This is a genomic window from Janthinobacterium sp. BJB301 (assembly GCF_002735685.1).
Classification (GTDB): domain Bacteria; phylum Pseudomonadota; class Gammaproteobacteria; order Burkholderiales; family Burkholderiaceae_D; genus Janthinobacterium; species Janthinobacterium lividum.
In genome coordinates, this window is record NZ_PDZJ01000002.1 from 31811 (window position 1) to 58412 (window position 26602).

Consider the following 26602-nt stretch of genomic DNA (forward strand, 5'->3'; position numbering starts at 1 on the left):
CTACTTTTTATTGGAATGGCTTCCGGACGCGATCGCTGCATCTGATTGCGCTGGTTACCGATGGGGTGGACTTCCCTGCTGCTTCCTGCTACTGCTACTTACTTATCTGCCTTCAACTTCACGAACTCGCCCTTCAAGGCCACTCCCGTCATCATCGTGCCTTCATGGCACTCGAATTCCGTGGCGCTGGAATTTTCGATGTTTTTGTAATTGCTGACGATATTGACGACGGCATCGGCGCCCACCGACTGGGCGCGCTTTTGCAACGACAGCATGGCCGACAGGAAGGCCCAGTTGCACGAGGTTTCTGCCGACTTGCCGACGCCATTGGTTTTCTGGCTGGTCTTGTCGCTGCTGATGCGCGTGGCAATCGGGGGCGTTGCCTGGTCGCCAAAATAGAATTTGACGGTATCGCCAAGGCGGGCCTGGGCGTCGTTGGCGGACATCGCATTGGCGATCGACATCATGTGTTTGGTATCGCCTGCCTGTGCCGGCAAGGCAATCGTCAGCGCTGCACTCAGCGCCGCCAGGATCATCATTTTTTTCATGCTGTTTTCCTCGATAAATTAAAGATAGTACAAAAGGAGCCACACTTGCCACTTGCGCCCGCACCAGCGGGCTTCACGGCCGATAACGCTTGAAGATCAGCGACGTGTTGATGCCGCCAAATGCAAAATTATTCGACATCACGTACTCGCATTCGATGGCCCGGCCTTCGCCTGCGATGTAATCAAGCGTTGCGCATTGCGGGTCGACTTGCTGCAGATTGATGGTGGGCGCAAACCAGCCTTCGCGCATCATCTCGATGCTGATCCACGCCTCCAGCGCGCCGCAGGCGCCCAGGGTGTGGCCCATGTAGCTTTTCAGCGAACTGATAGGGGTGCGGTCGCCAAACACCTCGAACGTGGCTTGCGACTCGGCGATATCGCCCTGCTGCGTGCCGGTGCCGTGCGCATTGATGTAGCCGATATCGGAAGGCTGCAAGCCTGCGTCGGCCAGCGCCAGCAGCATCGCCTGGCGCATGGTGACAGCGTTCGGCTGGGTCACGTGGCAGCCATCGCTGTTCGTGCCGAAGCCCACCAGCTCCGCGTGGATGGCGGTGCCGCGCGCCTGCGCATGGTCGAAATCTTCCAGGATCAGGCAACCGGCGCCCTCGCCGATGACCAGGCCATCGCGGCTGGCGTCGAACGGGCGCGGCGTCGTATGGCCTGCGTCGTTGCGCGTGCTGGTGGCGAACAGGGTGTCGAAGACGGCCGCCTCGGTAGCGCACAGCTCCTCGGCGCCGCCGGCGATCATCGCCAGTTGCTTGCCGCCGGCGATCGCCTCGTAGGCGTAGCCGATGCCCTGGCTACCCGAGGTACAGGCGCTAGAGGTGGTGATGACGCGGCCCGTGACGCCGAAGAACACGCCGATGTTGACGGGCGCCGTATGCGCCATCATCTTGATGTAGGTGGTGGCGTTGATGCCCTTGGTGGTACGCTCTTCCATCATGCGGCCAAAGTCGCCGATGGCGCTGGGCGTGCCGGCCGAGGAACCAAAGGAAATACCCATCTGTCCGCTCTTCACCACGGGGTGCCCGGCCAGGCCCGCGTGTTCCAGCGCCAGTTCGCTGGCGCGCGTGGCCATCAACGCGATGCGTCCCATGCTGCGCACGGCCTTGCGGTTGTAGCGGTCCGTCAGCGCGAACGGCGCGGCCGGCGCGCCCAGCTGCGTGTTCAAGCCTTCGTAGTCGGCCCATTCGTCCATGCGCACGACGGCATTGCGGTACTCGCCCAGACGCTGGCGGATGGCCGGCCAGTCGTTGCCGATCGGGCTGATGCCGGCCATGCCGGTCACGACTACCCGGCGGCTCATGCCATGCCTCCATTCACGGAAATGACCTGGCGCGTGATGTAGGCCGCCTCTTCGCCGACAAGGAAACTGACCGCGGCCGCCACTTCTTCCGGCGTGCCGACGCGGCGCGCGGGGATCATCTTCAGCGCTTCGTCGAGCGGCACGTCACTGATCATGTCCGTCTCGATCAGCCCCGGCGCCACGCAGTTGACGGTGATGGCGCGCTTGGCCAGCTCCAGCGCCAGCGCCTTGGTGGCGCCGATGATGCCGGCCTTGGCCGCGCTGTAATTGACTTGGCCCCGGTTGCCAATCAGGCCCGAGACGGAGGCCATGGTGACGATGCGCCCGGGCTTGCGGCGCTGTACCATCGGCATCACCAATGGGTTGAGCACATTGTAGAAACCGTCGAGGTTCGTTTGCAGGACGATGTCCCAGTCCTCGCCCGACATGGCGGGAAACGCATTGTCGCGCGCCACGCCCGCGTTGCACACGACGCCGTAGTAGCAGCCATGTTCGGCGATATCCGCTTCCAGCGCGGCGGCTGCCGCGGCACGGTCGCCGATATCGAATTGCAGCACACGCGCCACGCGTCCCAGCGCCTGCACCTGCTGCGCCACCGCGTCGGCTTCGCCGCGCGCGCTGCGGCAATGCAGCACTACGTCAAAACCGTCGCGCGCCAGGCGCAAGGCGATGGCCTTGCCGATGCCGCGCGACGATCCCGTCACCAATACACTTTTACTCATGCTGCGCTCCATTCATACTCTCCTGCAGAAATTGCTTTGCATCCTCGGGCTGGAATACCGTAATCGTCGCTTGCGCCAGGACGGCACCCGCCATCTCGATACGGCACTCGAACGCGCCCAGTCCATTCTCGCCCTGCAAGGCCTGCTGCACATGCACCTGCAGCACGCTGCCAGCGGCAAATACGGGCACCTGCGCTTCATAGCGCCGCGCCCCCAGCAAAAAACCGATCTTCACGGGTGCCCCGGCCTGGCGCGCCAGGTAGCCCGCATGCGCGGCGATCGCCTGCGCCATGTATTCGATGCCGACCCAGCTGCCAACGCCGGCCGACGGCGCGTCATAAAACACGCTGTCGGCATGGATGGCCACTTCGGCGCACAGGTTGTCGGCATCGGCCGACAGCACCCGGTCAAGCAGCACCATGGCGCCTGAATGGGGCACCAGCTCGCGGATAGCTGGAAAACTCATGCTCTCCTCCCGAACAACAGGGCGGCGTTCGAGCCGCCGAAAGCAAACGAATTGCTCAGCGCCCAGGCGAGCGGACGCCCCAGGCGCGCGCCGGGCAGGGCCAGGCGCAGCAGCGGCAGGGACTCGTCAGGGACGCCATCCCATAGGTGCGGCGGCAGCACCCCCTCGGCGTTATCGTCCTGCATCGCCAGCCAGCACAGCGCCGCCTCGATAGCTGCCGCCGCGCCCAGCGCGTGGCCCGTCAGCGGCTTGGTGGAACTGCTCATCGCCGTGGCGCCGAACAGGTCGAACACCACGCGCGCTTCCATCGCATCGTTCTGCGGCGTGGCCGTGCCGTGCAGGTTCACGTAGTCGACTTGCGACGCCGTGATGCCCGCGCGCGCCAATGCCTGGGCAATGGCCAGCCGCGCGCCGCCGCCTTCCGGATCGGGGGCAGACATGTGGTGGCCATCGGACGATTCGCCCCAGCCGCGCAAGGCCACGGTGGCCGGTTCCGCCGTCATCAGGAACAGGGCCGCACCTTCGCCGATATTGATGCCGTCGCGGTTCGCGCCCAGCGGATTGCAGCGCCGCGCGCTGACAGACGCCAGCGCGGAAAAACCGGCCACGGTAAAGCCGCACAGGGTATCGACGCCGCCCGTCAGCACGGCGTCGCACAGGCCCATGCGGATCAGGCGCGCCGCGCTGGCCATCGCCTTGGCGCCCGACGAACAGGCACTCGAATGCACGAAGGCCGGTCCGTCGATGCCCAGTTCCTCGGCCAGCATCAATGCCGGTGATGCCATCTCCTGCTGCCCATAATGAAAGGCGTCCGGCAAGCCGTCGCCCGCCACATGCTGGCCGATCGCGCCTTCCGTCTCGGCGATGCCCGAGGTGCTGGTACCGATCACCACGGCCACTCGGTCCGCGCCGTAGCGGGCGATGGCCTGTTCCACGGCCGGGCGGATCTGCGCCAGCGCGGCCAGCGCCATGCGGTTATTGCGGCTGCGCGCGGCGATGCCGTGCTGCGCCACCGATGGCAAGGCCGCAGCGACCACGCCCAGCGGCAGCACTCTTCCCGGCGTATAGGTATCGACGGGCACCACGCCGCTGTGCGCGGCAAACAGGCGCGCGCGCACTTCTTCGCGGCTGGCGCCCAGCGCACAGACGATGCCGCATTCATTCAGGTACACAGTCAAGCCAGTCATTCAACTACCTTCCGGGGCGTTCTGTATCGTCAGGCGATAGCGGTAGCGCAGGTTGTCGAGCACCACCGTGCCGCTCCAGCGCGGCATGCCGCTGTACTCGATCACCGTCACCGCTTCGTCATGCAGGAACAGAGTGCGGCGCAAACCGCTGTCCTCGATGCGCCAGCCGGCCGGCAGTGCTTGCGCAATCGCCTCGCGCGGCCACAGGGTCAGTTGCATGTCTTCCAGCACGTCCTCGGCGCGCACCTGCGCCGGCAGCATCAGGTGGCGCCACGAGGTCATGTCCTTGCCGTCGTAATGCAGAGAAAGCACGCGCTGGCCGAACGCCAGGCCCACCAGGTCCAGGTGCGATGGTTCCACTTCCAGCGCCGCATCGAGTTCGTCGATGCGCCCTGCCCGTTCGACGACCAGGTGCTGCTGCACGCTGACCGTGGCATCCAGCGCCGCCGGCGCCAGTTTCAGGCCCAGGCGCGCCGGCGTGGAAGACGGCGCGCTGGCGCAGCCGGCCAATGCCAGCAGCAGCGCCGGCGCCCATCGTTGACAGTGCAAAAACATCAGAGTTCTCCTGCGGCATCGGCCGCGCTACGGTTTTCGGCTTCGGCAAAGCATGGCGACAGCAGCCACACCAGCGCCGTGCCGATCAGCATGGTCAGGCCAAACGCCTGCAATGCGGCCGTCTTGCTCAGTGCAAGCAAGCCGAAAGACAGAATGGTGTTCGCCGCCGACAGGCCCACGGCCAGCCACGGCGTGTTGTTGCGGCGGTCCGGATGCTCCTGCATGAAGATGCCGTAGTCGACGCCGACGCCGAGCAGCAGCATCAGCGCCAGCACGTGGAACAGCTGCAGCGGCAGATTCAGATAGCCCAGCAGGGCCAGGGCCGCCACGCTGGCCAGGGCCGTGGGCGCCAGCACGCGCCAGGTGCGGCGCCGGTAGCGGGGCAGCAGCAAGCCAAAGACCACCAGATAGGCGCCCAGCACGACGGCGCCCATGTACACGCGGTAGCGGCCAAGCACCGAGGAAATCTCGGCCACCTTGTCGACCCACTGCACGCCCGGCAAACCGTCGGCCGCCCGCGCCAGCAGCGGGATGGCCGCGTACTGCATGCCGCGCAAGGCGACGATCGAGGCATGGCCGCCTTCCACCTTGCCCAGCCACAGATGGCGCCACGGCTCGCTGGCCGGCACGTCCAGGAAGGCGTCTATCGACAGCGGCGCTCCCGCCCGCGCCTGCTGCGCGCGTACCTTGCCGGCCCACTCCGGCCCCTCATCGACCGACTGCGCCAGCAGGTCGAGCGCGGCGCCCGGTTGCAAAATGGCCGCATCGAGCAGCGCGCGGCGCGCCGCCTGCGTTTGCAGCGACGGCACCCAGTTCGACATGGCCTGGTAGCCGCTAATGTGCTTTTGAGCGATCAGCGGCAGCAGCCGCTGTTTCAGCGCTTCCTCGCGCTGCAGCACGGCTTCCGCGCTATCGCCGCGCACCAGGTAGAACTGCACCGGCGTGGGTCCGTCCAGCAGCTTGCTCAATTTGATCTGGTCGCGTATCAGGTGCGCGGGCGGCGTTTGCAGCAAGCGGATATCGTCGTTGACACCGAGGCGGCTGATGCCGAATACCGCGAACAGGACGAACAACACGCCGCCAATCAGGGTGGCGCGGTTGGCGCGCAGCAGCGGCCAGCGCGCGCGGGCCTCTCCATAGCGTTCAACCAGGGCGCCGCTTTTCAAAGTGCCGCCACCGATCAAGGCAGGAAACCAGAACACCACCGTCAACCAGGCGAATACCAGGCCCAGGGCGGAAAACACGGCCATGTGGCGCAGGCCCGGGAATGGCGTCAGGGCCAGCCCCATATAGCCGATAACGGCGGCCAGCAAGGTCAGGCACAGACCCGGCAGCAAGCGGCGCAGCAAGGTACGCGAGTCCAGCGCAGGATCGGCGCCCAGGCGGTTGCACAGGAAATAGATGCCGTAATCCTGCGCCACGCCGATCAGGCTGGCGCCGAACACCAATGTCATCAGATGTATTTTGCCGAACAGCAGCCAGCATACGGACAGGGAACCGAGGCAGCCGATGCCGATCGACAGCAGGATCAGCGAAATCGGCTTGATCGAGCGGAAAGTCAGCCACGTCAGCAGGATGATGCCGGCCAGCGAACCGAGGCCGATGGTGGACATTTCGCCCGCCGCCTGGCTGCTGGCGGCCGCAGCATGCAGGATCACGCCGGCGCTGATGATTTCCACGCCGGCCACGGCCTGCCGCGCCGCCGCTTCGGCTTGCGCCAGCACCGGCAGCACGCTTTCCTGCGCGCCCAGCGAAAAGGCGGGCAGGCTCAAGGTCATCGGCAGCAGCACATACTGCCGCTCGCCGTCGGCGACGAACAGATGACCGTCGCGCGGACGCACGGGCGTTTCCTGCGCACGCTCCTGCACCCAGCCACCGAACAGGCCAAAGGGATCGTCCTGCCAGGCGCCCAGCTTCGGCCCGCCGAACGGGCTATACAGCTGGCTCAGCGCGGCGTCGCGCCAGAATGCGGGCGCTTCCTGGCGCAGCTGCGTTTCCTGCTGCGCCGTCAGCAAGGTCAGGCGATGCTGCTGGAACAGCGCCAGCCAGTCGTTCTGCGTCTGCTCGTCGAGCGGCGTGGAGTGGAACAGGCCTGCATGGCGCGCCAGCACGGCGCCGTAGGCGTCGGCCGCCTTTTTGGCCTCGCTCCAGTCGGACGCACCGACCAGCACCACCAGACGCTGCTGCGCCGCGTCGACCATGTGCGTAAATGACGCCTGCAGCACCGGATCGCGCTCCTGCACCGGCAGCAAGGCGAGAATGTCGGTTTCGGGCGCGATGCGCTTGCCCAGCCACAGATAGGCGTTATGCGCCAGCAGCAGCGCCACCACCAGCGCCCAGGCAATGGCCAGCAGGCGCCCGGCTTGGCGGCCGCGGTTGGTCAGGGAAATCAAAACAGGGCCGCCTCTTGCGCCGTGATGGCGGCCGGTCCCGTTTCAATCGCCGAGAACACGATGCTGGTGCGGTCGCCGCTCGCTTCGCTGATGCTGATGTTTTTCACGAAGGCACCGCCATCGAGGCGGATGCTGCCGATGGCCTTGGCCAGCGCCGGCTGGCGCGCCTTCAGCGCCACGTGCCAGGTGCCGCCATCGATGCTGCCGTCCACTTCAAACAGCGTATCAAGTTGCGCCAGGTCGCCGGCCAGCAGCGAAAACAGCACGCTGTTGATCATCTTGACCACCGGCTCCGTCTTCGCATCGAGGCGCATGGCCACGCGCTCGCCCTGGAAATGCACGATCTCGTCGCGCGTCAGGCGCAGGGTATTCGGAAACGGCTGCAAGGTGCGCCACAAGACGCCCTTGCCAGCCACCACGCAAAAGCGGCCATTCGACGCCAGAGCCTTTTTCATGCCAGCCAGCTGCTTGCTTTGGTCAAAGCGGCCGCACAGCTGCTGCGGCTTGGCCAGCATGGCCTCGATCTTCGCCACAGGCGCGGACGCATTGACCGGCAGCGTCGCCAGCAGGCACAAACTCGCCAGCAAGACTTTGAATTGTTTTTTCATACGGCTTTCAATCCCAATTTTTCAAACAGTATCGGCGGCGAGGCAAAGCACATCTCGCCGCTGGCGATATCGACGGCCACCTGCGTCGTGCTGGCACGGTTCAGGCGCTTGCCCGTCGCGCTGTCGCTGACCAGGTACTCGATCTTCAAGCGGTCTTCCCACTCCACCAGGTCGGCGCGCAGGGTCAGTCGCTGGCCAAACGTGGCGGGCGCCACGTAGCGCAAATGCATGTCGATCACGGGCCAGGCATAGCCGGACGCCTTCATGTCGACGTAGTTGTAGCCGATGCTGTCGAGCAGCGCGCAGCGCACCACTTCGAGGTATTTCACATAGCGGCCGTGCCAGACGATTTCCATTGGATCGAGGTCGAAGAACTGCACCTGCATCTCGACTTCGGCGTGCCAGCGGCTGGGCGTGGCCTTTTTGCCGCGCACTTTATGCGTCTCAGTCATTCCCGGCTCCGTACAATGGCCAGGCCTGGACACGTATGCGTTCGAGCAGCACGCGCAGTTCCGGGTCGAGTCGGCGGTCTTCCTCGACGGGCGCGATGTCGGCCGCCAGCGTCTCCAGCATCGCCGCCAGCGCCGCTTGCGGCGGCACGTCGGGATTGACCTTGCAGCGCAGCCAGACACCCTGGCGCACCGTAATCAGCAGGGCCGCCGCGACCTGCTCGCACAGTTCCAGCACGCGCAGGCAGTCGCGCGCGGCGATGGTGCCCATGCTGACCTTGTCCTGGTTGTGGCATTCGGTCGAGCGCGAAAACACGGAAGCCGGCATGGTCAGCTTCAGCGCTTCGGCCGTCCAGGCGGAGGCGCTGATCTGCAATGCCTTGAGGCCGTGATTGATGGCCGCGCGCGGGCCGGTGGCGCCCGACAGGTTGGCCGGCAAGCCTTGGTTGTAGCGGCTGTCGACGAGCAAGGCCATCTGGCGGTCCAGCAAGTCGGCCAGGTTGGCCACCGTGTTCTTCATGCTGTCCATGGCGAAGGCGATATGGCCACCGTAGAAATGGCCGCCATGCAGCACGCGCTCGCCTTCGGCGTCGATGATCGGGTTGTCGTTGGCGCTATTGAGCTCATTCTCGATGGACGAGCGCAACCAAGGCAAGGCATCGGCCAGCACGCCGATCACGTGCGGCGCGCAGCGGATCGAATAGCGGTCCTGCAGGCGCTTGCCGTTGCGTTCCCAGGAATCGGTGGGCAAGTCCGCGCGCAGCCAGGCCGCCACCTGCTGCATGCCCGGATGCGGCTTGACGGAAAACAGGGTTTCATCGAAGTGATGCGCATTGCCGTCGAGCGCGAACGAAGCCATGGCCGTGATGCGCGTCGTCAGGCGCGTCAGGTATTCGGCACGCTCATACGCCAGGCAGGCCAGCGCCGTCATGACGGCCGTGCCGTTCATGATCGCCAGGCCTTCCTTCGGCCGCAGGCGCAGCGGTGTGATGCCCGCTTCGCGCAGCGCCTGTTCCGCCGGCACCTGTACGCCATCGCGCCACACTTCGCGCTCGCCGCACAGCACCGCCGCCAGGTAGGACAGTGGCGTCAGGTCGCCGCTGGCGCCGACCGAACCTTCCGACGGAATCAGCGGCAGCAGGCCGGCGTCGAGCAGGCGCGCGATCTGCGCCAGCAGCTCCACGCTGACGCCGGAAAATCCTTTGCTCAGCGACGCCAGGCGCGTGGCCATGATGGCGCGCGTCTGCGCCGGAGTGAAGAATTCGCCGAGGCCGCAGCCGTGATACGTATATAGATGATGCGGCAGCTCGGCCACCAGTTCCGGCGGCACGGTCACCGTGCACGAATCGCCGTAGCCGGTGGTCACGCCATAGATGGTGCCATCCTCGCGCAGCAGGCGGTCGAGGAAATCGGCGCCGCGCGCGATCGCCGCGCGAAAGACCGGATCGGTCGACAGTTCGGCGCTGGCCCGGCCATGCGCGATATCGGTAATGTCTTCGACACGCAGGCGTTCGCGGTCGAAGCGGACGGCGCGCCGGGTGTTTTTCAGGTCAGCGAGGTGCATCGGGAATATCCAGTCTTGAAGTATCGGGGAGTTGCCAAAAATCGTAAAAATTGAACCACTCGAGTGGCGCGCGCAGGCAATGCTGCTGCAGGCGCGCCGCGTAGGCGGTGGCCAGTTCGGCCAGCATCGCCTCGCGCGCCTTGCGCGGCAGGTGCAGCGATTCGCGGAATAATTCGAAGTGTATTTCCGAGCGCTGGCCGATGCGCATCGAAAACAGCAGGTACACCGGGCATTGCAGCACGCTGGCCAGCACATACGGGCCGATCGGGAATGCGGCCGCCTGGCCCAGGAACGGCGCCACGGCGACGCGCGGCTGGGGCGAGACGGGAATGCGGTCGCCGGCGATCACCACGAACTCGCCCTGCGCCACCTTCTCGGCCAGCAGCATGGCCGTGGCAGGCGTGATTTCCGTTACCTGCATCAGATTGAGCTGGCTATCGGGATTGAGGCGCTCCAGCATGCGATTGAACGCTTGCGCATGGCGCGTATGCACGAGCACCGTCAGCTTCAGGCGCGTATTGCGCTGCGACAGTACGCGGCACAGATCCAGGTTGCCCAGGTGGGCGCAGACCAGCAAGGCGCCGCGTCCCTCCTCCAGGCAGCGATACACGCCGTCTTCGCCATCGACGCCGTGCAGGCTCACGTCGCGCGTGTCGTACAAGCCGCCCCACAGCAGCATCTTGTCGAGAATGGTTTCCGCAAACGCGGCGAAGTGCCGCAGCACGCTCAGATTCGCCGGGCCGCCGCAGGCCGCGACGCGGCGCAGGTAGCTGCGCGAGACGCGGCGTGCACGGGCATGCGTCAGCACGTACCAGGCCAGCACCGGATACAGCACGATGCGAAACGGCCAGCGGCCGAACACGCGGCAAATCCAGAACAGCAGGCGCATGCCGGCCACGAAGCTGACTTCGTTGAAGCCGGACCAGTGTCCGCGCGCCTGCTGCGAGGCCGTCGTCATCGCGCGCGCCAGTGGCGTGCCAGCAGGCGCGGTGCGCGCCACAGCATGCCGAAAAACAGGCGCGAGTGCATGCGTGAGATCAGCACGTTGTCGCGCCACAGCTCGAAATGCGAGACGCCGTCACTGGGGTAACTCACCTTCGTCGGCAGATTCGCCATCGACAAACCATCCCAGTACAGGTGCACCAGCACATCGGTGTCGAAGTTCATGCGCTGCCCCAGCTGACGCTTCCCTGCCAGCGCCATGAAAGGCGCCAGCGGATAGACGCGAAAGCCGCACATGGAATCGCGGATCTGCAGCGACAGGGTATTGATCCACACCCAGACGTGCGTCGCATAGCGGCCGTAGTAGCGCGCCTTCGGTACCGTGGCATCGTACACGGGATAGCCGACCACCACCGCCGCCGGCGCGGCCTGCGCCTGCGCCAGGAAGCGCGGCACGTCGTCCGTTTCATGCTGGCCGTCGGCATCGATCTGCAGCGCGTGGCTGTAGCCGTGCGCATGCGCGTGGCGGCAGCCCGTCAGCACCGCCCCGCCCTTGCCCTGGTTGTGCGCATGGCGCAGCAGGGTCACGCGCGACGGATGCGCCGCGGCCAGCGCATCCAGGGTGCGCGCGCCGGCGTCAAGGCTGCCGTCATCGACGAGGATCAGCGGCACGCCGTGCGCCAGCAGGCGCTGCACCACGGCGCCGATCGCGTGTTCATGGTTGAACACGGGGATCACGATGCAGGGGTGAAAACGCACTTCAGTCACCGCGTGCTCCGGCGCGGCCAAAGCGCAGCAGCGAGTGGCAATAACCGATGCCGTCGCGCGTCGTCAGCAATTCCAGGCCAGCCTCCTGCGCCAGACGGATATAGTCGGCGCTCTGGTAAATCTTGCTGTTACCGCTGGCCATGGCCGTGAAGTATGGCGACGTGTTGATCAGGCAGTAGGCAGCGATATCGTATTGCTGGCGGTCCCAGAAGGTATCCATGATCAGCACCTGGCCGTTCGGTCCCAGCGCCTGCGCCACGCGGCGCAGGATGCTGGCGATGGCCGGCTCGGAAAAGCAGCTGAGGAATTGGCTCATCCAGATCAGATCCATGCCGGGCGGCAGCGGCGCCGCGTCGTCGAGCAGGTCGCAGGCGTGCAAATGGGCACGCTCGCGCACGCCACCGTCAGTCAGTGTCCGCTCGGCCACCGCCAGCTGGCGCTCGAGGTCGACCAGGTGCAGTTCCACGCCAGCATGGTAGGCCAGCGCTGCGCTGGCGAACTTGCCCGTATTGGCGCCGATATCCATGATGCGACGCGGCGCCGTGGCGAAGACGTCCGGGAAGATCTCGGGGAAGGAGGTATCCGAATAATGGTGGTCGAAGGCGAACCAGCTGCCCTTGGCCGGTTCCGACAGGGCCGACAGGCCCTGGTACAGGGTGGGCCAGTCGCCCAGCGCGGCCAGGCCCAGTGGCTGCTCGGCGTCGAGCGAACGATCGAGGTCGAACAAACCCTGGTAGCAGACGTCATGCATGAAATCCAGGTTGACCTGGGTGATGCTGTCCGTCAGCATGCAAAAACCGACCTTGTCGAGCACATACGCGCCCTCGCGCAGCGACACGACGCCGGCCGACAGGCAGGACTCCAGCGCCACTTTCAGCGCATACTCGGTCCAGCGGCCGCTGGCGGCCATGTCGGCAATCGTCAGGCCGCTGTGGCCCGTGTCGGCCAGCGCCTGCAGCATGCCGCGCTTCCAGGCATAGCGCACGCATTGAAAGACGACGGGACCGAAAGCGATTTTTTGCGCCTCGAAACGGGCGGCAAAGGCGGTCTGGCGTTCGGGTGAGAATTTTTTATCTAACATGCGCTCGCTGCTGGAGTGGGTGTATCGGCGCCGCCACCGGAAACGGCAACGGCATTCGGGTGAAACAGGATGCGGCCGCTGGCATGCTGGCCAGCGTCCGACAGATAACGAAACTGCAGGCTGGTCTTGAGCGCGTCATACTCGAGCGCCAGCCGCACGGGCCGGTCCGGCAGCACCGGCTGCTGGAATTTCAGGGCATGCATGGCGCGGAAATGCGCGGGCAAGTCCAGGTGCAGGCGCGCAAAGTGCAGTGCCCATTCCACCTGCACCACGCCAGGCAGCAAGGGCGCGCCCGTGAAATGGCCGTCGAAATAAAATAGATTCGCAGGCACGCGCAGCTCAAACAGCAGCCATGGCGTTTCGCTTTCGGCCGAGCGCTCGAGCAGCTGCGCATGCGGCAGCCGGGGTTTCTCCAGCAGGGCCAGCAGCAGCGCCTGCGTCGTCTTGCCCTGCGCATTGATGGGCAGTTGTTCCAGGTAGCGCCAGCGGCGCGGCAAGGCAACGGTGTCGACCTGGCCACCGAGCGCCAGTTGCAGCTGGCGATTCAGGACCAGCTTGCCTTCGGCGTCGAGCAGCGTGCGGCCGGCGGCGCTGCAGACGATGAAGGCGGCCACCTTCTGGCGCTCGCCCGCCGGCGCGTCGCACAGCAGCACGCGCGCCTCCAGCACCAGCGGCGTGGCAAGCAAGGCCGCCTCGATGGCGTTCAGCGAAATGCGTTTTTCCTCAATCTTCACGATGCGGTCGCTACGCCCCAGCAGCTGGAAGCGTCCCGGCGCCATCTGTCGCGCGCGGTCGGCCAGGCATAGCCAGCCCTCATCGGCCAGGTGCGCCGAACGCACTTCCAGGGCGCCGCCATCCAGCAAGCGCCAGTCCACGCCCGGAAAGCCCTGCCAGCTCTCGTCGTCAGGCTGCTCTGACGCGCGCTGGCGCCAGGCCACGCCGCCCGTCTCCGAACTGCCATAGATTTCGCGCGGCACGCAGCCAAGCAACTGCCCCGCCGCCAGCGCGCTGTCCAGGGCCAGCGGCCCGCCCGAGGAAAACACGGCGCGCAGCTGCGCGCGCGCGCCGGACCAATCGATGTGTTCCGGCAGGCGCTTCAGGTGCGCGGGACTGGCGGCCAGCACGCATGGCCCGCGCGCCAGCAATACCGCCAGCTGCTCCGGATAATCGACGCTGTGCGCATGCACGGCGCGCCCGGCGGCAAGCGGCCACAGGACCTTGAACAGCAAGCCGTAGATATGCTGGTGCGAGACGGTGGCGACGACAGCCGCGCCATCGGCGTGTTTGCCAAACAGCTGCTCCAGCGTGGCCACCTCGCTGGCAAGTTGCGAGAGTTTTTTCGGGATGGCTTGCGCCGCGCCCGTGCTGCCGGAGGTGTACACCACCAGCGCCGGGAAATCGTCAGCGAGCTGCCTCCACTCGCGCCCGGCCGGGCTGTCCGCTGGCCGGGGTAGCGGTGCCTGCGCGGCCGGGAACTGCCCCAGGAAACCATCGACGGACGCGGCCAGCGAGGCGCAACTGGCCGGCAGCGTATCGGCCGTCAGCCAGACGGTCTTGCCCGCCTGCCAGGCGCCCAGCAAGGCAGCGCCAAACTCGATGCTATCGTCCAGGTACAGGGCGAAATGGCGTCCTGCCTGACCTTCCAGAAAGCCGGCCCAGGCGGACATGCGCACCGCAAAGTGCGCGTAATCGAGCACCGCGCCATCGCGCCAGCCGACGGTCATGGCCGGCGGGCGGCCATGCATGGACAGCGCAAGGCGCGCCAGCGAGGAAATCGGCGGATGTGCGTCAGGCACGGGAGCTTGCGGCAACGAGGATTCAGGCATGGTGCAAACGCTTAAAACGCAGGCGGACGAGATACTCGCCGCCAAATAACAGGGCCATCAGGATGTAGGCGATGACGCCCGTGTACAGCGACCAGACGGCTTCGCTGGCCCACAGTGCCGTACCCAGCGCAATGCCGCCATTGACGATGAAAAAGCCGCACCAGACTTGCGTCACGCGGCACGTATAGCGCACGGCGGCGGGCGGAAAATCCTTCTCGCGCAAGCGCGCCAGGCGTTCCACCACCGATGGCGGCGCCCACAGGCTGTAGCCGAAGGTGGCCAGCAAGACGACGTTGACCAATACCGGATACAGTTTCAGCGGCAGCAGCAGGTTGCTCCACAGAGCGATGGCGGCCAGCAGCAGCGCGGCGGCCACCGACCAGCGCGCGGCGCGCTGCAGCCTCAACGCAGGCAGGCGGCAGGCGACAGCCAGCAGCAGCAGCAGCGCCAGCCAGCGCGGCTCGACCTGACCGTGGCCGAACCAGATCGCCAGCGGATACAGTACGGTCAACAGCAACGCGACGGCATTGAGCAGCACGCGTTATGCCGCCTGTTCTGACACCGACATCGCGCGCAGCGCTTCGACCACATCGTCGATCGTACGGATAGTCTTGAATACTTCCGGCTGCAGGCGCTTGCCCGTCAGCTGCTTCAGCTTGACCGCCAGGTCGACCGCGTCGATGCTGTCGATATCGAGTTCGGCATACAGATTCGACTGAGGCGTCAGCGCCGCCGGATCCAGCTCGAACATTTCGGCCAGCAGCTGTACCACCCATGCGTACAATTCATTGCGGCTCATTGCGCTCATATCTACCATTTTGCTGCTCCTTACTTCTTTCTGTGAGTGTCAACCATCGCCGCCAGTGCCCGTACCGAGGCAAAGTGGCGGCGCGTATCGGCCGAATCGGCCGACAGAGAAATGCCATATTTTTTTTGCAGGGCGACGCCCAGTTCCAGCGCATCGATCGAATCGAGTCCCAGGCCCTCGACAAACAGGGGCGCATCCGTATCGATATCGGCAGCGCTCACGTCTTCCAGTTGCAGCGCCTCGATGATCAGTTCCTTCACTTCTTGTTCAAGCATGTTGTTCCTGTTTCCCGCTAAAGTAATGTTGCAAATGAGTGGTCAAGGTACGCGCCGCCATCACGTCGCTGGCGCCACCGCCGGTAAACTCGCCGATCACCAGGTCGTCCTGTACGGCGATCTCGAAATGCGCACGGCGGGCCGGCACGCGCCACCATGGTTCGCCCTTGCCCAGGGTCCTGGGCAGGCAACGTATCAGCACGGGCGTCACGTCGCGGCGGCCGCGCACGGCGATATTCGCCGCGCCCCGCTTCAGCACGACCTCGCCACTGCATGGCGTGCGCGTGCCTTCCGGGAAAATGATCAGGTTATTGCCGCGCTCCAGCGATGCCAGACAGGCGTCCACCAGTTCGGCGCCGCCCGTATTATTGATATAGCCAGCCGCGCGCACGGGACCGCCCGTAAACGGGTTATTCCACAAATCGGACTTGACGATGCAATCGGCCTGCTTGACATACGCCATCAGGAAAATCGTGTCGATCAGGGTCGGATGATTGGCCAGGATCAGCAAGCCGCCGCGTTCCAGCTTGTCGAGACCGCGCAAGTCGTAGCGCAGCACGCCCAGAAAACGCATCAGGCCGATATACAAGCGAAAACTCCAGCGGATGATCGCGCGCGCGCAGGCGATGCGCGTTTCGCGCCGCCACACCAGCACCTGCAGCACGGGGAACACCAGCACGCGCAGCAACAAGCCACCGAGGCCGAAGGCGGCAAAGCTGAACGCCGTCGCGATGGTACGCCAGCCTATCGATATGCCGGCGCGCACAGCCTCCAGCTTATGCATGGCGGCTCCAGCACCATGCCTGGCGGTTGGCTGCATGCTCGAACGTGCAGGCATCGCCGAGCATGAATCGCAACACGGCCAGGCTGCCCGGCATGGCGCCGGCGGCAACCGCCAACGCATCATTACTGCCGCGGGCGCGCCAGGTCAGGCTGAAAGCGGCGCCTGGGGTAGCCTCGGCCTGCATCAGCCAGGCAAACGCATGCGACTGCTCATGGCAGTCTTCAAAAGCTTCGAATGGCACTGGCAAGGGACACTCCGCCAGCACCAGCAATACCTGCGCCGCGCCATCGGCCAGCAAGCCGCACGCCTCGATCACCGCGGCTTCGAGGCTGGCCGCACCGGCGGCGATGGCCAGCTGATTCGCCGTATCGGCGCGGGCGATGGAAAACAAGCCTGCGCTGGCATTGTGCACGGCCATGCCGAATGCCGTCGGCGACAGGGGTTCGCCTTGGGCCAGCGCCGACAACAGTTCGACGGCGCGCGCCACCTCGCCGTGGCGGGAACAAAAGACGAGCGGAATATCGCGCTGTTCGCCGAGGCAGGCGTACGCCACTTCGAGCGCCATCTTGCCCAGCTGACCGGCGCGGCGGCGCAGCATCGGCGCCATGGCACGCACGCCCGGCTCGCTGCCAGCGGCAATCGGCGCGACGGGCAAAGCGCTTTGCGCCCACGCTTGCCATTGCTGCGGCGTTTCCAGGCCTGGCGCCCATCCGGCATATCTGACAATTGAAAAACAGACACCATCGGTGCGCATACGCATCTTCCTGAGCTCAAAAAAAGGGCGAACTCACGTCAAAACTGCGCAAAAAGCCTCGCCGGCGTTCTTTTCAAATTATAAACGATGGAAGTAAAAATAACTAAAATAAATGGCCGTGAGGCAACTTTTTAAATACAAAGACAAAACCCGTCTTTTAAAAAATTCTCCGCTTTAGTTACTATTTGTAACACTTGCATCCATTATCTTCCGATAGAAAAATCAGCATCCTCCGGCAAACCGTCGGCATTCCCTGACCTGGCTTTTTTATCAATGATCAAAACAAGCTGCGCATACGTCATAAAGAGCGTTGTTTTTAGATAACACTCGCTGCATCGCGCAAAGGCGCGGCAAACGCAGTCATCCGGCATGGCTGGCCAGTCCCCCGCCGAAGCGGAAAGACCCGAAATACGGATAGCCACATATTACCCACGCATGGCGGCGACGAGGATTAAAGCGGGTGCGCGGCAAGGACAATACAGAGCGTTTGCTTTATGCCAGTTCCAGCCGACCGATTCAACTCTGGCGGCTTTGTCTTGTCAGCAGGGAAAAGAATGGATCGGTCAGCAGTGCCATCCGCTGCCATGGCAAAGAAGGTGGTGGCATGGCGCCTGCGTGAACCGCACAGCGCCGGCGATCACGGCATATGGAGAATGAGGAAGGCCAGCACGGACACCGTGAAATATGGGGCCCATGCAAAACGGGTGGCCAGCGTGGCACAGACTGCGCGCCAAGGTGGCCACCACGGTACCGTTAAAACACCCAGAGCTTATCGGCCGGCATATGCAGCCAGTACTTGCCCGCCTCGAGCTTGTGGCGCGAGTACGCGCGCAGGCTGATGTTCTCGGCGCCACCGCGCTCGAACAGGCATTCCCAGCGGTCGCCCAGGTACATGCACGTCAGCAGCGGCAGCTCGATGGCGTTGTCGACCTGCGTGGCGCTGATCTTCACTTCCTCGACGCGGATCATGGTGGTCACTTCAGTGCCCACGTTGGCGCCGCGCGCCACGCCCTGCATGGACGCGCCATCGACCAGCAGGCGCACCTGATTGCCTTCGCGCTGCACCACCTTGCCGGGCAGGCGGTTGTTACTGCCCATGAATTCGGCCGTGAACAGGGTGTCCGGCGTTTCATACATGCTTTGCGGCGTGCCCTGCTGCTCGATCTTGCCGTTATTGAGCAGCAGGATGCGGTCGGAAATGGCCATCGCCTCGCCCTGGTCATGCGTCACCATCAGGGCCGACAGACCCAGGCGCACGATCAGTTCGCGCAGGAAGGCGCGCGCTTCCTCGCGCAGCTTGGCGTCCAGGTTCGACAGCGGTTCATCGAGCAGGATCACGGGCGGGTTGTACACCAGCGCCCTGGCGATCGCCACACGCTGCTGCTGGCCGCCGGACAGCTGATGCGGATAGCGCTCGCCCAGGTGCCCCAGGCCCAGCTGCGTCAGCACTTCCTTGATGCGCGCGGCGATCTCCGTGCTGCCCATCTTGCGCAATTTGAGGCCGTAGGCGACGTTGTCAAATACGGTCTTGTGCGGCCACAGCGCATACGACTGGAACACCAGTCCCAGATTGCGATGCTCGGCCGGCATTTCGAAATGCTGCGCGCCGTCGAAGACATTGCGCTCGCCGATCTGGATGGTGCCCGCCTTCGGGCTTTCCAGCCCGGCGACGGCGCGCAGCAAGGTGGTCTTGCCGCTGCCCGAAGGCCCCAGCAAGGCGACCACTTCGCCTTTTTTCAGGTGCATCGAGACACCCTTCAGGATCTGGTTGGCGGCGGCGCCGGTGCCGTAGTCCAGGTACAGCTCATTGACGGTCAATTCATTCATGATGTGGTCTCAGTTCTTGTATTTAGTTATGCAACTCAGTTGTGTAACTTCACGCCGAAGCGCAGCGCGATGCCCAGGCCGATGGCCACCAGGGTGATATTGATGAAGGACAGCGCCGCCACCAGGTCGGTCGAGCCGCCTGCCCACAGCGATACCAGCATGGCGCCGATCACTTCCGTGCCCGGCGAGAGCAGGTACACGCCCGTCGAATATTCGCGCTCGAAGATCAGGAACACCATCAGCCAGGCGCCCAGCAAGCCGTATTTGATCAGCGGCAGGGTCACATCGCGCGTCACCTGGCCGCGGTTGGCGCCGACGGCGCGCGCCGCCTCTTCCAGCTCCGGCCCCACTTGCAGCAGCGCCGTGGAAATGAGGCGCATGCCGTAGGCCATCCACACCACCGAATACGCGAGCCACAGGGCGAAGATCGTCGAGCGCACTTCACGCAGCACGGGAATCACATGGCCGCTCAGCCACAAGGCCACGCCGTTGTCCATGCCTTTCAATATGCCGTCGAGCCAGGCCGGCACGAACAGGAACACCCACAGGAACGACAGGCCGGCCAGCAGACCCGGCACGGCGCGCGGCACCAGCACGCTGTAATCGAGCAGACGCGTGATGCCGTCCTGCTTGCGGTGCATGGCCAGCGCGATGAAGCTGTAGCAGCCCACGGCCAGCGCGCCGCCGACGACGCCGATCAGGATGGTGTTGACGATGCCGCGCACCAGCGATGGCTGGTCAAAAATGTCGCGGAAATGCTGCAGTGTCAGCACGTCGGCCAGGTGCACGCCTTCGCCCCAGTACTGCACGAAGGAGCGCAGCACGATGCCTGTCAACGGCAGGATGATGGTGAAGATCAGCCAGCCGGCCAGCAAGGCAAACGCCAGCCACTTCCAGCGGCCCAGCGGCATGGCCTTGCTGCGCGCGCCCTTGCCCTTGATCGACACATACTTGTTCGCCGATTTCAGCAGCCAGCGCTGTATCATCACCAGCGGCATGGTCACCATCACCAGGCAGACGGCGACGGCGGCCATCAGGTGGTACGACGGCGTGCCCAGCTTGTTCGTCAGCTTGTACAGATAGGTCGGCAGCACCAGGTGGCCTTCCGGATCGCCGAGCACCAGCACCAGGCCGAACACTTCGAAGCCGAGGAAGAACACCAGCACGCCCGCATACGCCAGCGCCGGCATGATCATCGGCAGCGACACGTTCAGCATCACCTGGATCGGCGAAGCGCCGGCCACGCGGGCCGCTTCTTCCACGTCCGAGCCCAGGCTTTTCAGGGCCGACGAGGCATACAGGTAGACGTGCGGCACGTGCGTCAGGCCGGCGATGATGACGATGCTGGTGAAGGAATAGATATTCCAGGGCACGAAGCCGAACAGCTCCTTGGCCCAGATCGAATAGAAGCCCACGGGCCCCATCGACACGACGTAGCCAAAGCCCATCACCATCGGCGACACAAAGATCGGCACCAGCAGCATGGGCGCCACCCAGCCGCGGCCCGGCAAATCCGTGCGCACCATCAGGAAGGCCAGCATGCCGCCCAGCGGCACGGCGATCACGGTCAGGCCGCAGGCCAGCATCAGGCCATTCTTGAAGGCCATCGAGAAATCGGGATCATCGAAGATGAAACGGTAGGAGTCAAAGCCGAATTCGCGCACCGGCATGAAGAAGGGCGCGTTCAAAAAGCTCTGGTAAAAAATCAGGAACAGCGGCAGGAAAATGGCGACCAGGGTAATCGCCACGACCACGCCGCGCGACCAGTTCAGGCGCGACAAGGGAGAGCGCGACCGTGCAGGCAGCGGCAAGATAGCAGTTTGCATGATGAATCCAATGAATGAAGGGTGCGGCATCCAGCCGCCGGCGAACGCCCGCGGCTGGCCAAGGAACTCCGATAAAACCGTAGCGAGCGGCAGTGAGTTGTGGCTGAGAAGCGGATCTGTGCGAATGCACAGTGAGCATCGGAGGCCGCAAATCGCGACGCGCAGTAGGTTTTTCGGATGTTCCTATTTTTTGCCGGCTGTTTCTTTCCACTGCTTTAAGAAGGCCATGCGCTTGGCAGGTCCCAAAAATTGCAGGATGATCGGATGCACGGGAATCGGCTTGACGTTGGCCGCGCCGATTTCCTTGATCAGGTCCGCCGAGGTGGTCTCGCCCGTGACGTCGGCGCGAATCGCGTACAGCTTGGCGCCGTTGGCGATGATGGTCTGGCCACGGTGCGACAGGATGTAGTCGAGCCACAGCTTGCTGGCGTTGACGTTCTTCGCGTTCTTGTTGATGAACTGCACGCGCGACAGGATCAGGGTGTAGTCCTTGGGCAGCACCACGCCGATCGACGGGTCGGTCTTGGCGCGCACCAGGGCGTAGGAACCCAGCACGTTATAGCCGATCAGGTTTTCACCCGACGAAATGCGCTCCATCATGGTGCCCGTCGACGACTGCACGCGCACCTTGGCCACGCCAAACGCGTTTTGCAGCGCCAGGAATTTCGGATACTCCTTGGCGTCCTGCGACATGAACATGAAGCCCACGCCCGACTTTTCAATGTCGTAGGTGGTGACCTTGTCCTTGAATTTCGGCGTGGCGATCAGCTTGGCGAAGTCGTCGTGGTTCTTCGGCACTTCCTTCGGATCGAGCAAACGCTTGTTGTAGACGATGGCGGCCGGCTCGAACGTGGTGCCGTAAGCCTGGTCGTCCCACATGGCCCAGCCGGGGATCTTGGACGCTTCCACGGATTTGTACTTGAGCGCATAGCCGTCCGAGGCCAGGCGCATCTGCAAGTCCATCGCCGACGACCACATCACGTCGGCCGTGTTGCCGCCGGCGGCCACTTCGGAAATGAAGCGGTTGTACACTTCGGTGGAATTCATGTCGTTGTATTCGACCGAGATGCCGGGATACAGGGCGCTGAAATCCTTGATCAGCGGCGCGGCGGCCTTGCTGTCGGTGGCGCTGTAGATCACCACCTTGCCTTCCTTCTTGGCCGCGTCGATGATCTTCTGGTAGTCGGCCGGATAACCTGCCGGTACCTGGGCGAAAGCGGCGCCGGTGGTACCGGCGAAAGCGGCGGCCAGGGCGATGGCGAGAATGGTCTTGGTTTGCATGGTTTGTCTCCGTCTGTGATTGTTGTATGGTTTGCTAATGGATTCAGCGCATCAGGCCCAATTCGGCCGCCTGCCTGGAGTAGCGTTCGACCGCCTGGTTCACGTACTGCGTCAATTTGTCGCCCGTCAGCGCGAACGGATACATGCCTGCCTGCGTGCGCCACTGGGCAAACTGCGGCGTGGCCATGGCACGGTCGAACGTGGCCACCCAGCGCTGGTAATCCTGTTCCGGCACCTGCGGCCCCATCCACAAGCCGCGGATGATGGGCCACACCACGTCGATGCCCTGCTCGCGCGCCGTCGGCACGCTGGCCAGCACGCCGGGCAGGCGCTTTTCCGACAGCACCGCCAGCACGCGCGCATGGCTGTCGCCCGCGTTCAGGGTCGCTTCCGACGTGTCGCCCGACATCACCTGCACGTAATTGGCCTGCATCGCCGTGAAGATCTCGCCGCCGCCTTCCAGCGCGACGAAGCGCAGCACTTTCGGGTCGATGCCGGCCCGGCGCGCCACCAGCGCCATCTTCACCCAGTCCTGGCTGCCGATGGTGCCGGACACGCCGATCAGCACCTTGTCGGGGTGGCGCTTGAGCGCGGCGATCAGGTCGGCCAGGGTCTTGTAGGGCGAGTCGCTGCGCACGGCGATCATGCCGTAGTCGGCGCCCAGTGCCGCCACCCAGCGCACGTCGCCCGTCTTGGCGTTGCCGAACTTGCCTTGCGCGAGGTTCAGCAGCGAGCCGCCCGAAAACACCACCAGGGTGTTTGCTTCGGCACGCCGGCGCTGCGAGCCCATCGAGCGCCACGCCACCGCGCCGATGCCGCCTGGCAGATAGCTGATGCGCACCGAGGACGCGAACGGTGCCGCCGCCGCAGGATCGGGCTGCAGCAAGCCTTTCTGCGCCAGCTTGCAGGTCAGGTCCATGGCGCCGCCCGGTTTGGACGGCACCACGCAGTCGACTTCAGGCGCGGCGGCATTTGCCAGCGCGGGCAGCAGCGCGGACAACAGCAGCAGCGACAGGAACGCGGTGCGCAGCATGGTCATGCCTTAGAAGCGGTGCTGGATGCCGGCGATCAGGCCGCGCTGCGTGTCGCCAAAACCGGCATCGTCACGCGACAGGCTGACCAGCTGCTTGTGCTTGGCCTTGGCGTAGGCGCCGGCCACGTACAGGTCGGTGCGCTTGGACAGGGCATAGCGCACGCGCGCCACGTACATGATCGGATCGGCATCGAGGTTGGCGGCCACGTTCTTCACGTCCTGGTAGTAGATCACGCCCGTCAGGGTGACGACTGGCGTGGTCTTGTAGCTGACGCCGCCCCAGTACAGGGTGCCGCGCACGTCGGCCTTGCCGGCGGCAGCCGGATCGAGCTTGTAGTCGCGCGCCGCCGCCTGCACTTTCCACGGGCCGTCGTCATACATGGCGCCCAGGTGGTAGACGGTGGTCTTGTCGCGCGCGCCGCCAGCGATGGCATTGCCGTTCACCTGTTCATATGTAGCGAGCAGGCTGACGGGACCCGTCTTGTAGGTGACGGCCGTGGACAGCTTGGCGCTGTCCGAATTGCCCGTCGACTGTTCGCCGAAGCCGTACGATGCGCCGTAGCTGAAGTCGCCCGTCTTGCCAGAGTACTTGACCATATTGTCGAAGGCCGTCGTCATGCCGTATTTGCTCGGACCCGTCGCGTGGGCCGAAGTGGCCCACGAGTAGAACGGCGCATAGGCCATCGGATCGAACGGCAGCACGAAGTCATACACGGTGGTGAACGAGCGTCCCAGCACGACGCGACCAAACGCGCCTTCCAGGCCCACGTTGGCCTGGCGCTTGAACAGCGCGCCGTCGGCCGCGCCCGTGTCGACCAGGATGCCGCCTTCCAGATTGAAGACGGCCTTCAGGCCGCCGCCCAGGTCTTCGCTGCCCAGGATGCCCCAGCGCGAGGTGTTCATGCCGCCCGAGCTGACTTGCGTCATCGAGCTTTTGTTCGGACCGGCGTTGCTGGTGTTGCTGATGCCGGCGTCCAGTCGACCGTACAGGGTGACGTTCGACTGGGCGTGGGCGCCGCCGGCTGCGGCGAGTAGCGCCATGGCGGCCAGCGAGAATGCAGTTTTCTTCATGTAGAGTGTCTCCCTTAGATATAGTTATTAGTGATATGCCTGATCATTTTCATGAATCAGGATCACACTATATGAGCGCGATCCTTTCAATTCGCTTTCAGACTGACAGGTGTCGTCCGCCAGCCACAAGGAGGGCAAACATATTCATCGCCGCCCCTGTCGGCGCGGCGCCGGCAGGCTTACACTGCACCAATTCAAACGAATGGCGGAGACCATGCGCATATTATTAGTGGAAGACCATCTGGAGCTGTCGCACTGGCTGGCAAAGGCCCTGCGCGACGCGCATCTGACGGTGGAGACCGCCCACAACGGCGCCGATGCCGACGCCCTGCTGCATACGCAGGAATATTCCCTGGTGCTGCTCGACCTGACCCTGCCGAAGATGGATGGCCTGGACGTGCTGCGCCGCCTGCGCGCGCGCGGCGGCACGCGCGGCAAGACTCCCGTCATGATACTCACGGCGCGCGGCGGCCTCGATGAAAAAGTGCAGGGCCTGAACCTGGGCGCAGACGACTACATGGCCAAGCCGTTCGAGCTGGCCGAACTGGAAGCGCGCGTGAAAGCCCTGCTGCGCCGCAGCCAGGGCAACGAGGCACTCGTGCACACCTGCGGCGCCCTCAGTTTCGACACCGTCACGCGCATGTTCAGCTATGGCGGCGCGGCGCTGGCGCTGACGCCGCGCGAACACGCGGTGCTCGAAGCGCTGATCACGCGCTCGGGGCGGGCCGTGTCGAAGGAAAAGCTGTTTGACGAAGTCTTTGCGCTGGCCGACGACGCCAACCTGGACGCCATCGAACTGTATATCCACCGCGTACGCAAAAAACTCGAGAGCGGCGTGGAAAGCGGCTCGCCCGACGGCGCCGTCATCACCACCCTGCGCGGCATCGGCTACCTGCTGCAGCCGCGCAGCGCGATGGCGCCGGCTGCGCCAAAATGACCGTGCGCTCCCCACGCCTGCCGCTGCTCGAACGCCTGCGCCGGCGCTGGGCGCAGAGCCGGCCGCTGGGCAGCCTGCGCAGCCAGCTGCTGCGCTGGCTGCTCATTCCGCTGGTGATGCTGGTGCTGCTCGATGCCGTTTTTGTCTACCGCAACGCGCTCGACGCGGCCGACATGGCCTACGACCGCTCCTTGCTGGCATCGACGCGGGCGCTGGCCGAGCGCGTCTCCATCGTCGGCGGCAAGGTCGTCGCCGAAGTGCCTTACGTGGCGCTCGACAGCTTCGAGACCGACACCCTGGGCCGCATCTACTACAAGGTGACGGGCATCAATGGCGAGCTGGTGTCAGGCTATGGCGACTTGCCGCCCGTGCCGAAAAACGTGCCACGCTCGCAGAACTATCCGGCCCTGGTGCGCTTCTACCACGCCGACTACCACGGCAAGCCGATCCGCATCGCCGCCCTGCTGCAACCCGTGTATGACGACTCGATGCGCGGCATCGCCCTGATCCAGGTGGCCGAGACGCTGGACGCGCGGCGCGGCCTGTCGAACCAGATCCTGTTCGACACCCTGATCTGGCAGGCGGCAATGATACTGGTGATGGGCGCCCTCGTGTGGTTTGCCGTGCGCCTGGTGCTGCGTCCGCTAATGCGCCTGAAAACGGAAGTCGAGACGCGCACCCTGTCCGATTTGTCCGACGTCGATCCCACCCTCGTGCACAAGGAAATGCGCCCGCTGGTCAGTGCCATGAACGGCTCCATGTCGCGCCTGCAGCAGCTGATCGCCAGCCAGCGCCGCTTCATCGCCGACGCCTCGCACCAGTTGCGCACGCCGTTGACGGTGCTGAAAACCCAGGCCGAACTGGCCATGCGCGAGTGCGACCGCCAGGCGGGCGCGCCGCCGGACATCGCCGCCCTGCGCGACATCGTGCGCTCGATCGCCGCCACCACCGATTCGACCGTGCTGCTGGCCAACCGCCTCCTGACCCTGGCGCGCATCGAGCATGGCGGCGAGAATCTGGCGATGGATACCGTCGCGCTGCGCGACGTGGCGCAGCAGGTGGGACTGGAAATGGCCATGACCGCGGTCGCCAAACATATCGACCTGTCGCTGGAAGCGCCCGACGAGGCACCCGTGCATGGCCAGGCCCTGCTGCTGCATGAACTGGTGGCCAACCTGGTCGACAACGCCCTGCGCTACACGCCGCAGGGCGGCAGCGTGATCCTGCGCGTGCGCGCGGCGCAGACGGGGAACGGACACGAACACGGCGCCGTGCTGGAAGTGGAAGACAGCGGCAAAGGCATCCCGCCGGCCGAGCGCGAGCGCGTGTTGACGCCGTTCTACCGGGTCGGCGCGGCGCTCGAGAGCAATCCTGGCGGCGCCGGGCTGGGCCTGGCCATCGTGCGCGACATCGCGGCCCTGCACGGCGCCCGGCTGGAACTGGCGACGGCGGCGAATGGACATGGACTGAAAGTCAGCGTGCATTTCAGCGGTGCCGCATGACGGATTGCGCAGACAAGCAGTTCACATGTTACGTTGCTTAAAAACAACAAATGATTTATTTCTAATATTTTTAAAATAATTGCCTTACA

Annotated in this window: 26 protein-coding genes; 2 read left to right on the forward strand and 24 right to left on the reverse strand. The window is 64.7% G+C overall.

The window, feature by feature from the left end; all coding sequences use genetic code 11:
• Positions 1-98 precede the first annotated feature (98 nt).
• The 24 genes from CSQ91_RS13510 to CSQ91_RS13625 form a co-directional block, all read right to left on the reverse strand.
• Positions 99-548: an excinuclease ATPase subunit gene (locus CSQ91_RS13510; RefSeq protein ID WP_099388710.1), complete on the reverse strand. Its 450-nt coding sequence runs from the start codon at positions 546-548 to the stop codon at positions 99-101.
• Positions 549-621: 73 nt separating this feature from the next.
• Positions 622-1854: a beta-ketoacyl-ACP synthase gene (locus CSQ91_RS13515; protein ID WP_099388711.1), complete on the reverse strand. Its 1233-nt coding sequence runs from the start codon at positions 1852-1854 to the stop codon at positions 622-624.
• Positions 1851-2576, reverse strand: coding sequence for a 3-oxoacyl-ACP reductase FabG (gene fabG, locus CSQ91_RS13520; protein ID WP_249154090.1), 726 nt, complete (start codon positions 2574-2576; stop codon positions 1851-1853). Before fabG ends, CSQ91_RS13515 begins: the two co-directional genes overlap by 4 nt.
• Positions 2569-3042 carry an ApeP family dehydratase gene (locus tag CSQ91_RS13525; RefSeq protein ID WP_099388713.1) on the reverse strand — a complete coding sequence of 158 codons (474 nt, stop codon included), beginning with the start codon at positions 3040-3042 and terminating at the stop codon, positions 2569-2571. The genes fabG and CSQ91_RS13525 overlap by 8 nt, the downstream gene beginning before the upstream one ends.
• Entirely contained in the window at positions 3039-4229 is a 1191-nt protein-coding gene (locus CSQ91_RS13530) for a beta-ketoacyl-ACP synthase (protein ID WP_180278433.1), read from the reverse strand. The genes CSQ91_RS13525 and CSQ91_RS13530 overlap by 4 nt, the downstream gene beginning before the upstream one ends.
• A complete protein-coding gene (locus tag CSQ91_RS13535) occupies positions 4230-4784 on the reverse strand; it encodes a DUF3261 domain-containing protein (protein WP_099388714.1) in 555 nt (184 codons plus the stop codon).
• A complete protein-coding gene (locus CSQ91_RS13540; protein WP_099389258.1) occupies positions 4784-7168 on the reverse strand; it encodes an MMPL family transporter in 2385 nt (794 codons plus the stop codon). The genes CSQ91_RS13535 and CSQ91_RS13540 overlap by 1 nt, the downstream gene beginning before the upstream one ends.
• 5 nt (positions 7169-7173) lie before the next feature.
• Positions 7174-7785 carry a LolA family protein gene (locus CSQ91_RS13545; RefSeq protein ID WP_099388715.1) on the reverse strand — a complete coding sequence of 204 codons (612 nt, stop codon included), beginning with the start codon at positions 7783-7785 and terminating at the stop codon, positions 7174-7176.
• Complete coding sequence (locus tag CSQ91_RS13550) at positions 7782-8237, reverse strand: acyl-CoA thioesterase (protein ID WP_034750379.1); 456 nt, start codon at positions 8235-8237, stop codon at positions 7782-7784. The genes CSQ91_RS13545 and CSQ91_RS13550 overlap by 4 nt, the downstream gene beginning before the upstream one ends.
• Positions 8230-9798 (reverse strand): HAL/PAL/TAL family ammonia-lyase, encoded by a 1569-nt coding sequence (locus CSQ91_RS13555; RefSeq protein WP_099388716.1) that lies wholly within the window; start codon positions 9796-9798, stop codon positions 8230-8232. Before CSQ91_RS13555 ends, CSQ91_RS13550 begins: the two co-directional genes overlap by 8 nt.
• Complete coding sequence (locus tag CSQ91_RS13560) at positions 9785-10756, reverse strand: LpxL/LpxP family acyltransferase (RefSeq protein ID WP_099389260.1); 972 nt, start codon at positions 10754-10756, stop codon at positions 9785-9787. Before CSQ91_RS13560 ends, CSQ91_RS13555 begins: the two co-directional genes overlap by 14 nt.
• Positions 10753-11508, reverse strand: coding sequence for a glycosyltransferase family 2 protein (locus tag CSQ91_RS13565; RefSeq protein ID WP_257217336.1), 756 nt, complete (start codon positions 11506-11508; stop codon positions 10753-10755). The genes CSQ91_RS13560 and CSQ91_RS13565 overlap by 4 nt, the downstream gene beginning before the upstream one ends.
• Positions 11501-12589: a class I SAM-dependent methyltransferase gene (locus CSQ91_RS13570; RefSeq protein WP_099388717.1), complete on the reverse strand. Its 1089-nt coding sequence runs from the start codon at positions 12587-12589 to the stop codon at positions 11501-11503. Before CSQ91_RS13570 ends, CSQ91_RS13565 begins: the two co-directional genes overlap by 8 nt.
• Entirely contained in the window at positions 12583-14415 is a 1833-nt protein-coding gene (locus CSQ91_RS13575; RefSeq protein WP_257217337.1) for an AMP-binding protein, read from the reverse strand. Before CSQ91_RS13575 ends, CSQ91_RS13570 begins: the two co-directional genes overlap by 7 nt.
• Positions 14408-14953 carry a hypothetical protein gene (locus CSQ91_RS13580; protein WP_099388718.1) on the reverse strand — a complete coding sequence of 182 codons (546 nt, stop codon included), beginning with the start codon at positions 14951-14953 and terminating at the stop codon, positions 14408-14410. The genes CSQ91_RS13575 and CSQ91_RS13580 overlap by 8 nt, the downstream gene beginning before the upstream one ends.
• A gap of 3 nt (positions 14954-14956) precedes the next feature.
• Positions 14957-15214 (reverse strand): acyl carrier protein, encoded by a 258-nt coding sequence (locus CSQ91_RS13585; RefSeq protein ID WP_099388719.1) that lies wholly within the window; start codon positions 15212-15214, stop codon positions 14957-14959.
• Between the two features lie 29 nt (positions 15215-15243).
• Entirely contained in the window at positions 15244-15498 is a 255-nt protein-coding gene (locus CSQ91_RS13590) for a phosphopantetheine-binding protein (protein ID WP_034750401.1), read from the reverse strand.
• Positions 15491-16282 (reverse strand): lysophospholipid acyltransferase family protein, encoded by a 792-nt coding sequence (locus tag CSQ91_RS13595; protein ID WP_099388720.1) that lies wholly within the window; start codon positions 16280-16282, stop codon positions 15491-15493. The genes CSQ91_RS13590 and CSQ91_RS13595 overlap by 8 nt, the downstream gene beginning before the upstream one ends.
• A complete protein-coding gene (locus tag CSQ91_RS13600) occupies positions 16275-17036 on the reverse strand; it encodes a beta-ketoacyl synthase chain length factor (protein WP_099388721.1) in 762 nt (253 codons plus the stop codon). Before CSQ91_RS13600 ends, CSQ91_RS13595 begins: the two co-directional genes overlap by 8 nt.
• Positions 17037-17789: 753 nt before the next feature.
• The gene (locus CSQ91_RS13605; protein WP_034785487.1) at positions 17790-18863 is read right to left on the reverse strand and encodes an ABC transporter ATP-binding protein; all 1074 of its coding nucleotides are present in this window, start codon (positions 18861-18863) and stop codon (positions 17790-17792) included.
• Positions 18864-18898: 35 nt separating this feature from the next.
• Positions 18899-20689, reverse strand: coding sequence for an ABC transporter permease (locus CSQ91_RS13610; RefSeq protein ID WP_034785486.1), 1791 nt, complete (start codon positions 20687-20689; stop codon positions 18899-18901).
• 183 nt (positions 20690-20872) lie between these two features.
• A complete protein-coding gene (locus tag CSQ91_RS13615) occupies positions 20873-21970 on the reverse strand; it encodes an ABC transporter substrate-binding protein (protein ID WP_099388722.1) in 1098 nt (365 codons plus the stop codon).
• 43 nt (positions 21971-22013) lie between these two features.
• The gene (locus tag CSQ91_RS13620; protein WP_070282362.1) at positions 22014-23009 is read right to left on the reverse strand and encodes a tripartite tricarboxylate transporter substrate binding protein; all 996 of its coding nucleotides are present in this window, start codon (positions 23007-23009) and stop codon (positions 22014-22016) included.
• 3 nt (positions 23010-23012) lie between these two features.
• Entirely contained in the window at positions 23013-24074 is a 1062-nt protein-coding gene (locus CSQ91_RS13625; protein ID WP_099388723.1) for a porin, read from the reverse strand.
• A gap of 214 nt (positions 24075-24288) precedes the next feature.
• Here CSQ91_RS13625 and CSQ91_RS13630 point away from each other — a divergent pair, with 214 nt between their 5' ends.
• Entirely contained in the window at positions 24289-25011 is a 723-nt protein-coding gene (locus tag CSQ91_RS13630) for a response regulator (RefSeq protein ID WP_099389262.1), read from the forward strand.
• Positions 25008-26513, forward strand: coding sequence for a sensor histidine kinase (locus tag CSQ91_RS13635; RefSeq protein WP_034785480.1), 1506 nt, complete (start codon positions 25008-25010; stop codon positions 26511-26513). The genes CSQ91_RS13630 and CSQ91_RS13635 overlap by 4 nt, the downstream gene beginning before the upstream one ends.
• Positions 26514-26602 lie beyond the last annotated feature (89 nt).

Excerpts from the sequence above, each read along its gene's own strand:
- CSQ91_RS13625 (WP_099388723.1), bottom strand. The coding sequence starts at position 24,074 with ATGAAGAAAACTGCATTCTCGCTGGCCGCCATGGCGCTACTCGCCGCA.
- CSQ91_RS13575 (WP_257217337.1), bottom strand. The coding sequence starts at position 14,415 with ATGCCTGAATCCTCGTTGCCGCAAGCTCCCGTGCCTGACGCACATCCG.
- CSQ91_RS13635 (WP_034785480.1), top strand. The coding sequence starts at position 25,008 with ATGACCGTGCGCTCCCCACGCCTGCCGCTGCTCGAACGCCTGCGCCGG.
- CSQ91_RS13510 (WP_099388710.1), bottom strand. The coding sequence starts at position 548 with ATGAAAAAAATGATGATCCTGGCGGCGCTGAGTGCAGCGCTGACGATT.
- CSQ91_RS13555 (WP_099388716.1), bottom strand. The coding sequence starts at position 9,798 with ATGCACCTCGCTGACCTGAAAAACACCCGGCGCGCCGTCCGCTTCGAC.
- fabG (WP_249154090.1), bottom strand. The coding sequence starts at position 2,576 with ATGAGTAAAAGTGTATTGGTGACGGGATCGTCGCGCGGCATCGGCAAG.
- CSQ91_RS13620 (WP_070282362.1), bottom strand. The coding sequence starts at position 23,009 with ATGACCATGCTGCGCACCGCGTTCCTGTCGCTGCTGCTGTTGTCCGCG.
- CSQ91_RS13530 (WP_180278433.1), bottom strand. The coding sequence starts at position 4,229 with ATGACTGGCTTGACTGTGTACCTGAATGAATGCGGCATCGTCTGTGCG.
- CSQ91_RS13525 (WP_099388713.1), bottom strand. The coding sequence starts at position 3,042 with ATGAGTTTTCCAGCTATCCGCGAGCTGGTGCCCCATTCAGGCGCCATG.
- CSQ91_RS13605 (WP_034785487.1), bottom strand. The coding sequence starts at position 18,863 with ATGAATGAATTGACCGTCAATGAGCTGTACCTGGACTACGGCACCGGC.
- CSQ91_RS13610 (WP_034785486.1), bottom strand. The coding sequence starts at position 20,689 with ATGCAAACTGCTATCTTGCCGCTGCCTGCACGGTCGCGCTCTCCCTTG.
- CSQ91_RS13585 (WP_099388719.1), bottom strand. The coding sequence starts at position 15,214 with ATGAGCCGCAATGAATTGTACGCATGGGTGGTACAGCTGCTGGCCGAA.
- CSQ91_RS13545 (WP_099388715.1), bottom strand. The coding sequence starts at position 7,785 with ATGAAAAAACAATTCAAAGTCTTGCTGGCGAGTTTGTGCCTGCTGGCG.
- CSQ91_RS13630 (WP_099389262.1), top strand. The coding sequence starts at position 24,289 with ATGCGCATATTATTAGTGGAAGACCATCTGGAGCTGTCGCACTGGCTG.
- CSQ91_RS13595 (WP_099388720.1), bottom strand. The coding sequence starts at position 16,282 with ATGCATAAGCTGGAGGCTGTGCGCGCCGGCATATCGATAGGCTGGCGT.
- CSQ91_RS13515 (WP_099388711.1), bottom strand. The coding sequence starts at position 1,854 with ATGAGCCGCCGGGTAGTCGTGACCGGCATGGCCGGCATCAGCCCGATC.
- CSQ91_RS13560 (WP_099389260.1), bottom strand. The coding sequence starts at position 10,756 with ATGACGACGGCCTCGCAGCAGGCGCGCGGACACTGGTCCGGCTTCAAC.
- CSQ91_RS13615 (WP_099388722.1), bottom strand. The coding sequence starts at position 21,970 with ATGCAAACCAAGACCATTCTCGCCATCGCCCTGGCCGCCGCTTTCGCC.
- CSQ91_RS13590 (WP_034750401.1), bottom strand. The coding sequence starts at position 15,498 with ATGCTTGAACAAGAAGTGAAGGAACTGATCATCGAGGCGCTGCAACTG.
- CSQ91_RS13535 (WP_099388714.1), bottom strand. The coding sequence starts at position 4,784 with ATGTTTTTGCACTGTCAACGATGGGCGCCGGCGCTGCTGCTGGCATTG.
- CSQ91_RS13600 (WP_099388721.1), bottom strand. The coding sequence starts at position 17,036 with ATGCGCACCGATGGTGTCTGTTTTTCAATTGTCAGATATGCCGGATGG.
- CSQ91_RS13550 (WP_034750379.1), bottom strand. The coding sequence starts at position 8,237 with ATGACTGAGACGCATAAAGTGCGCGGCAAAAAGGCCACGCCCAGCCGC.
- CSQ91_RS13570 (WP_099388717.1), bottom strand. The coding sequence starts at position 12,589 with ATGTTAGATAAAAAATTCTCACCCGAACGCCAGACCGCCTTTGCCGCC.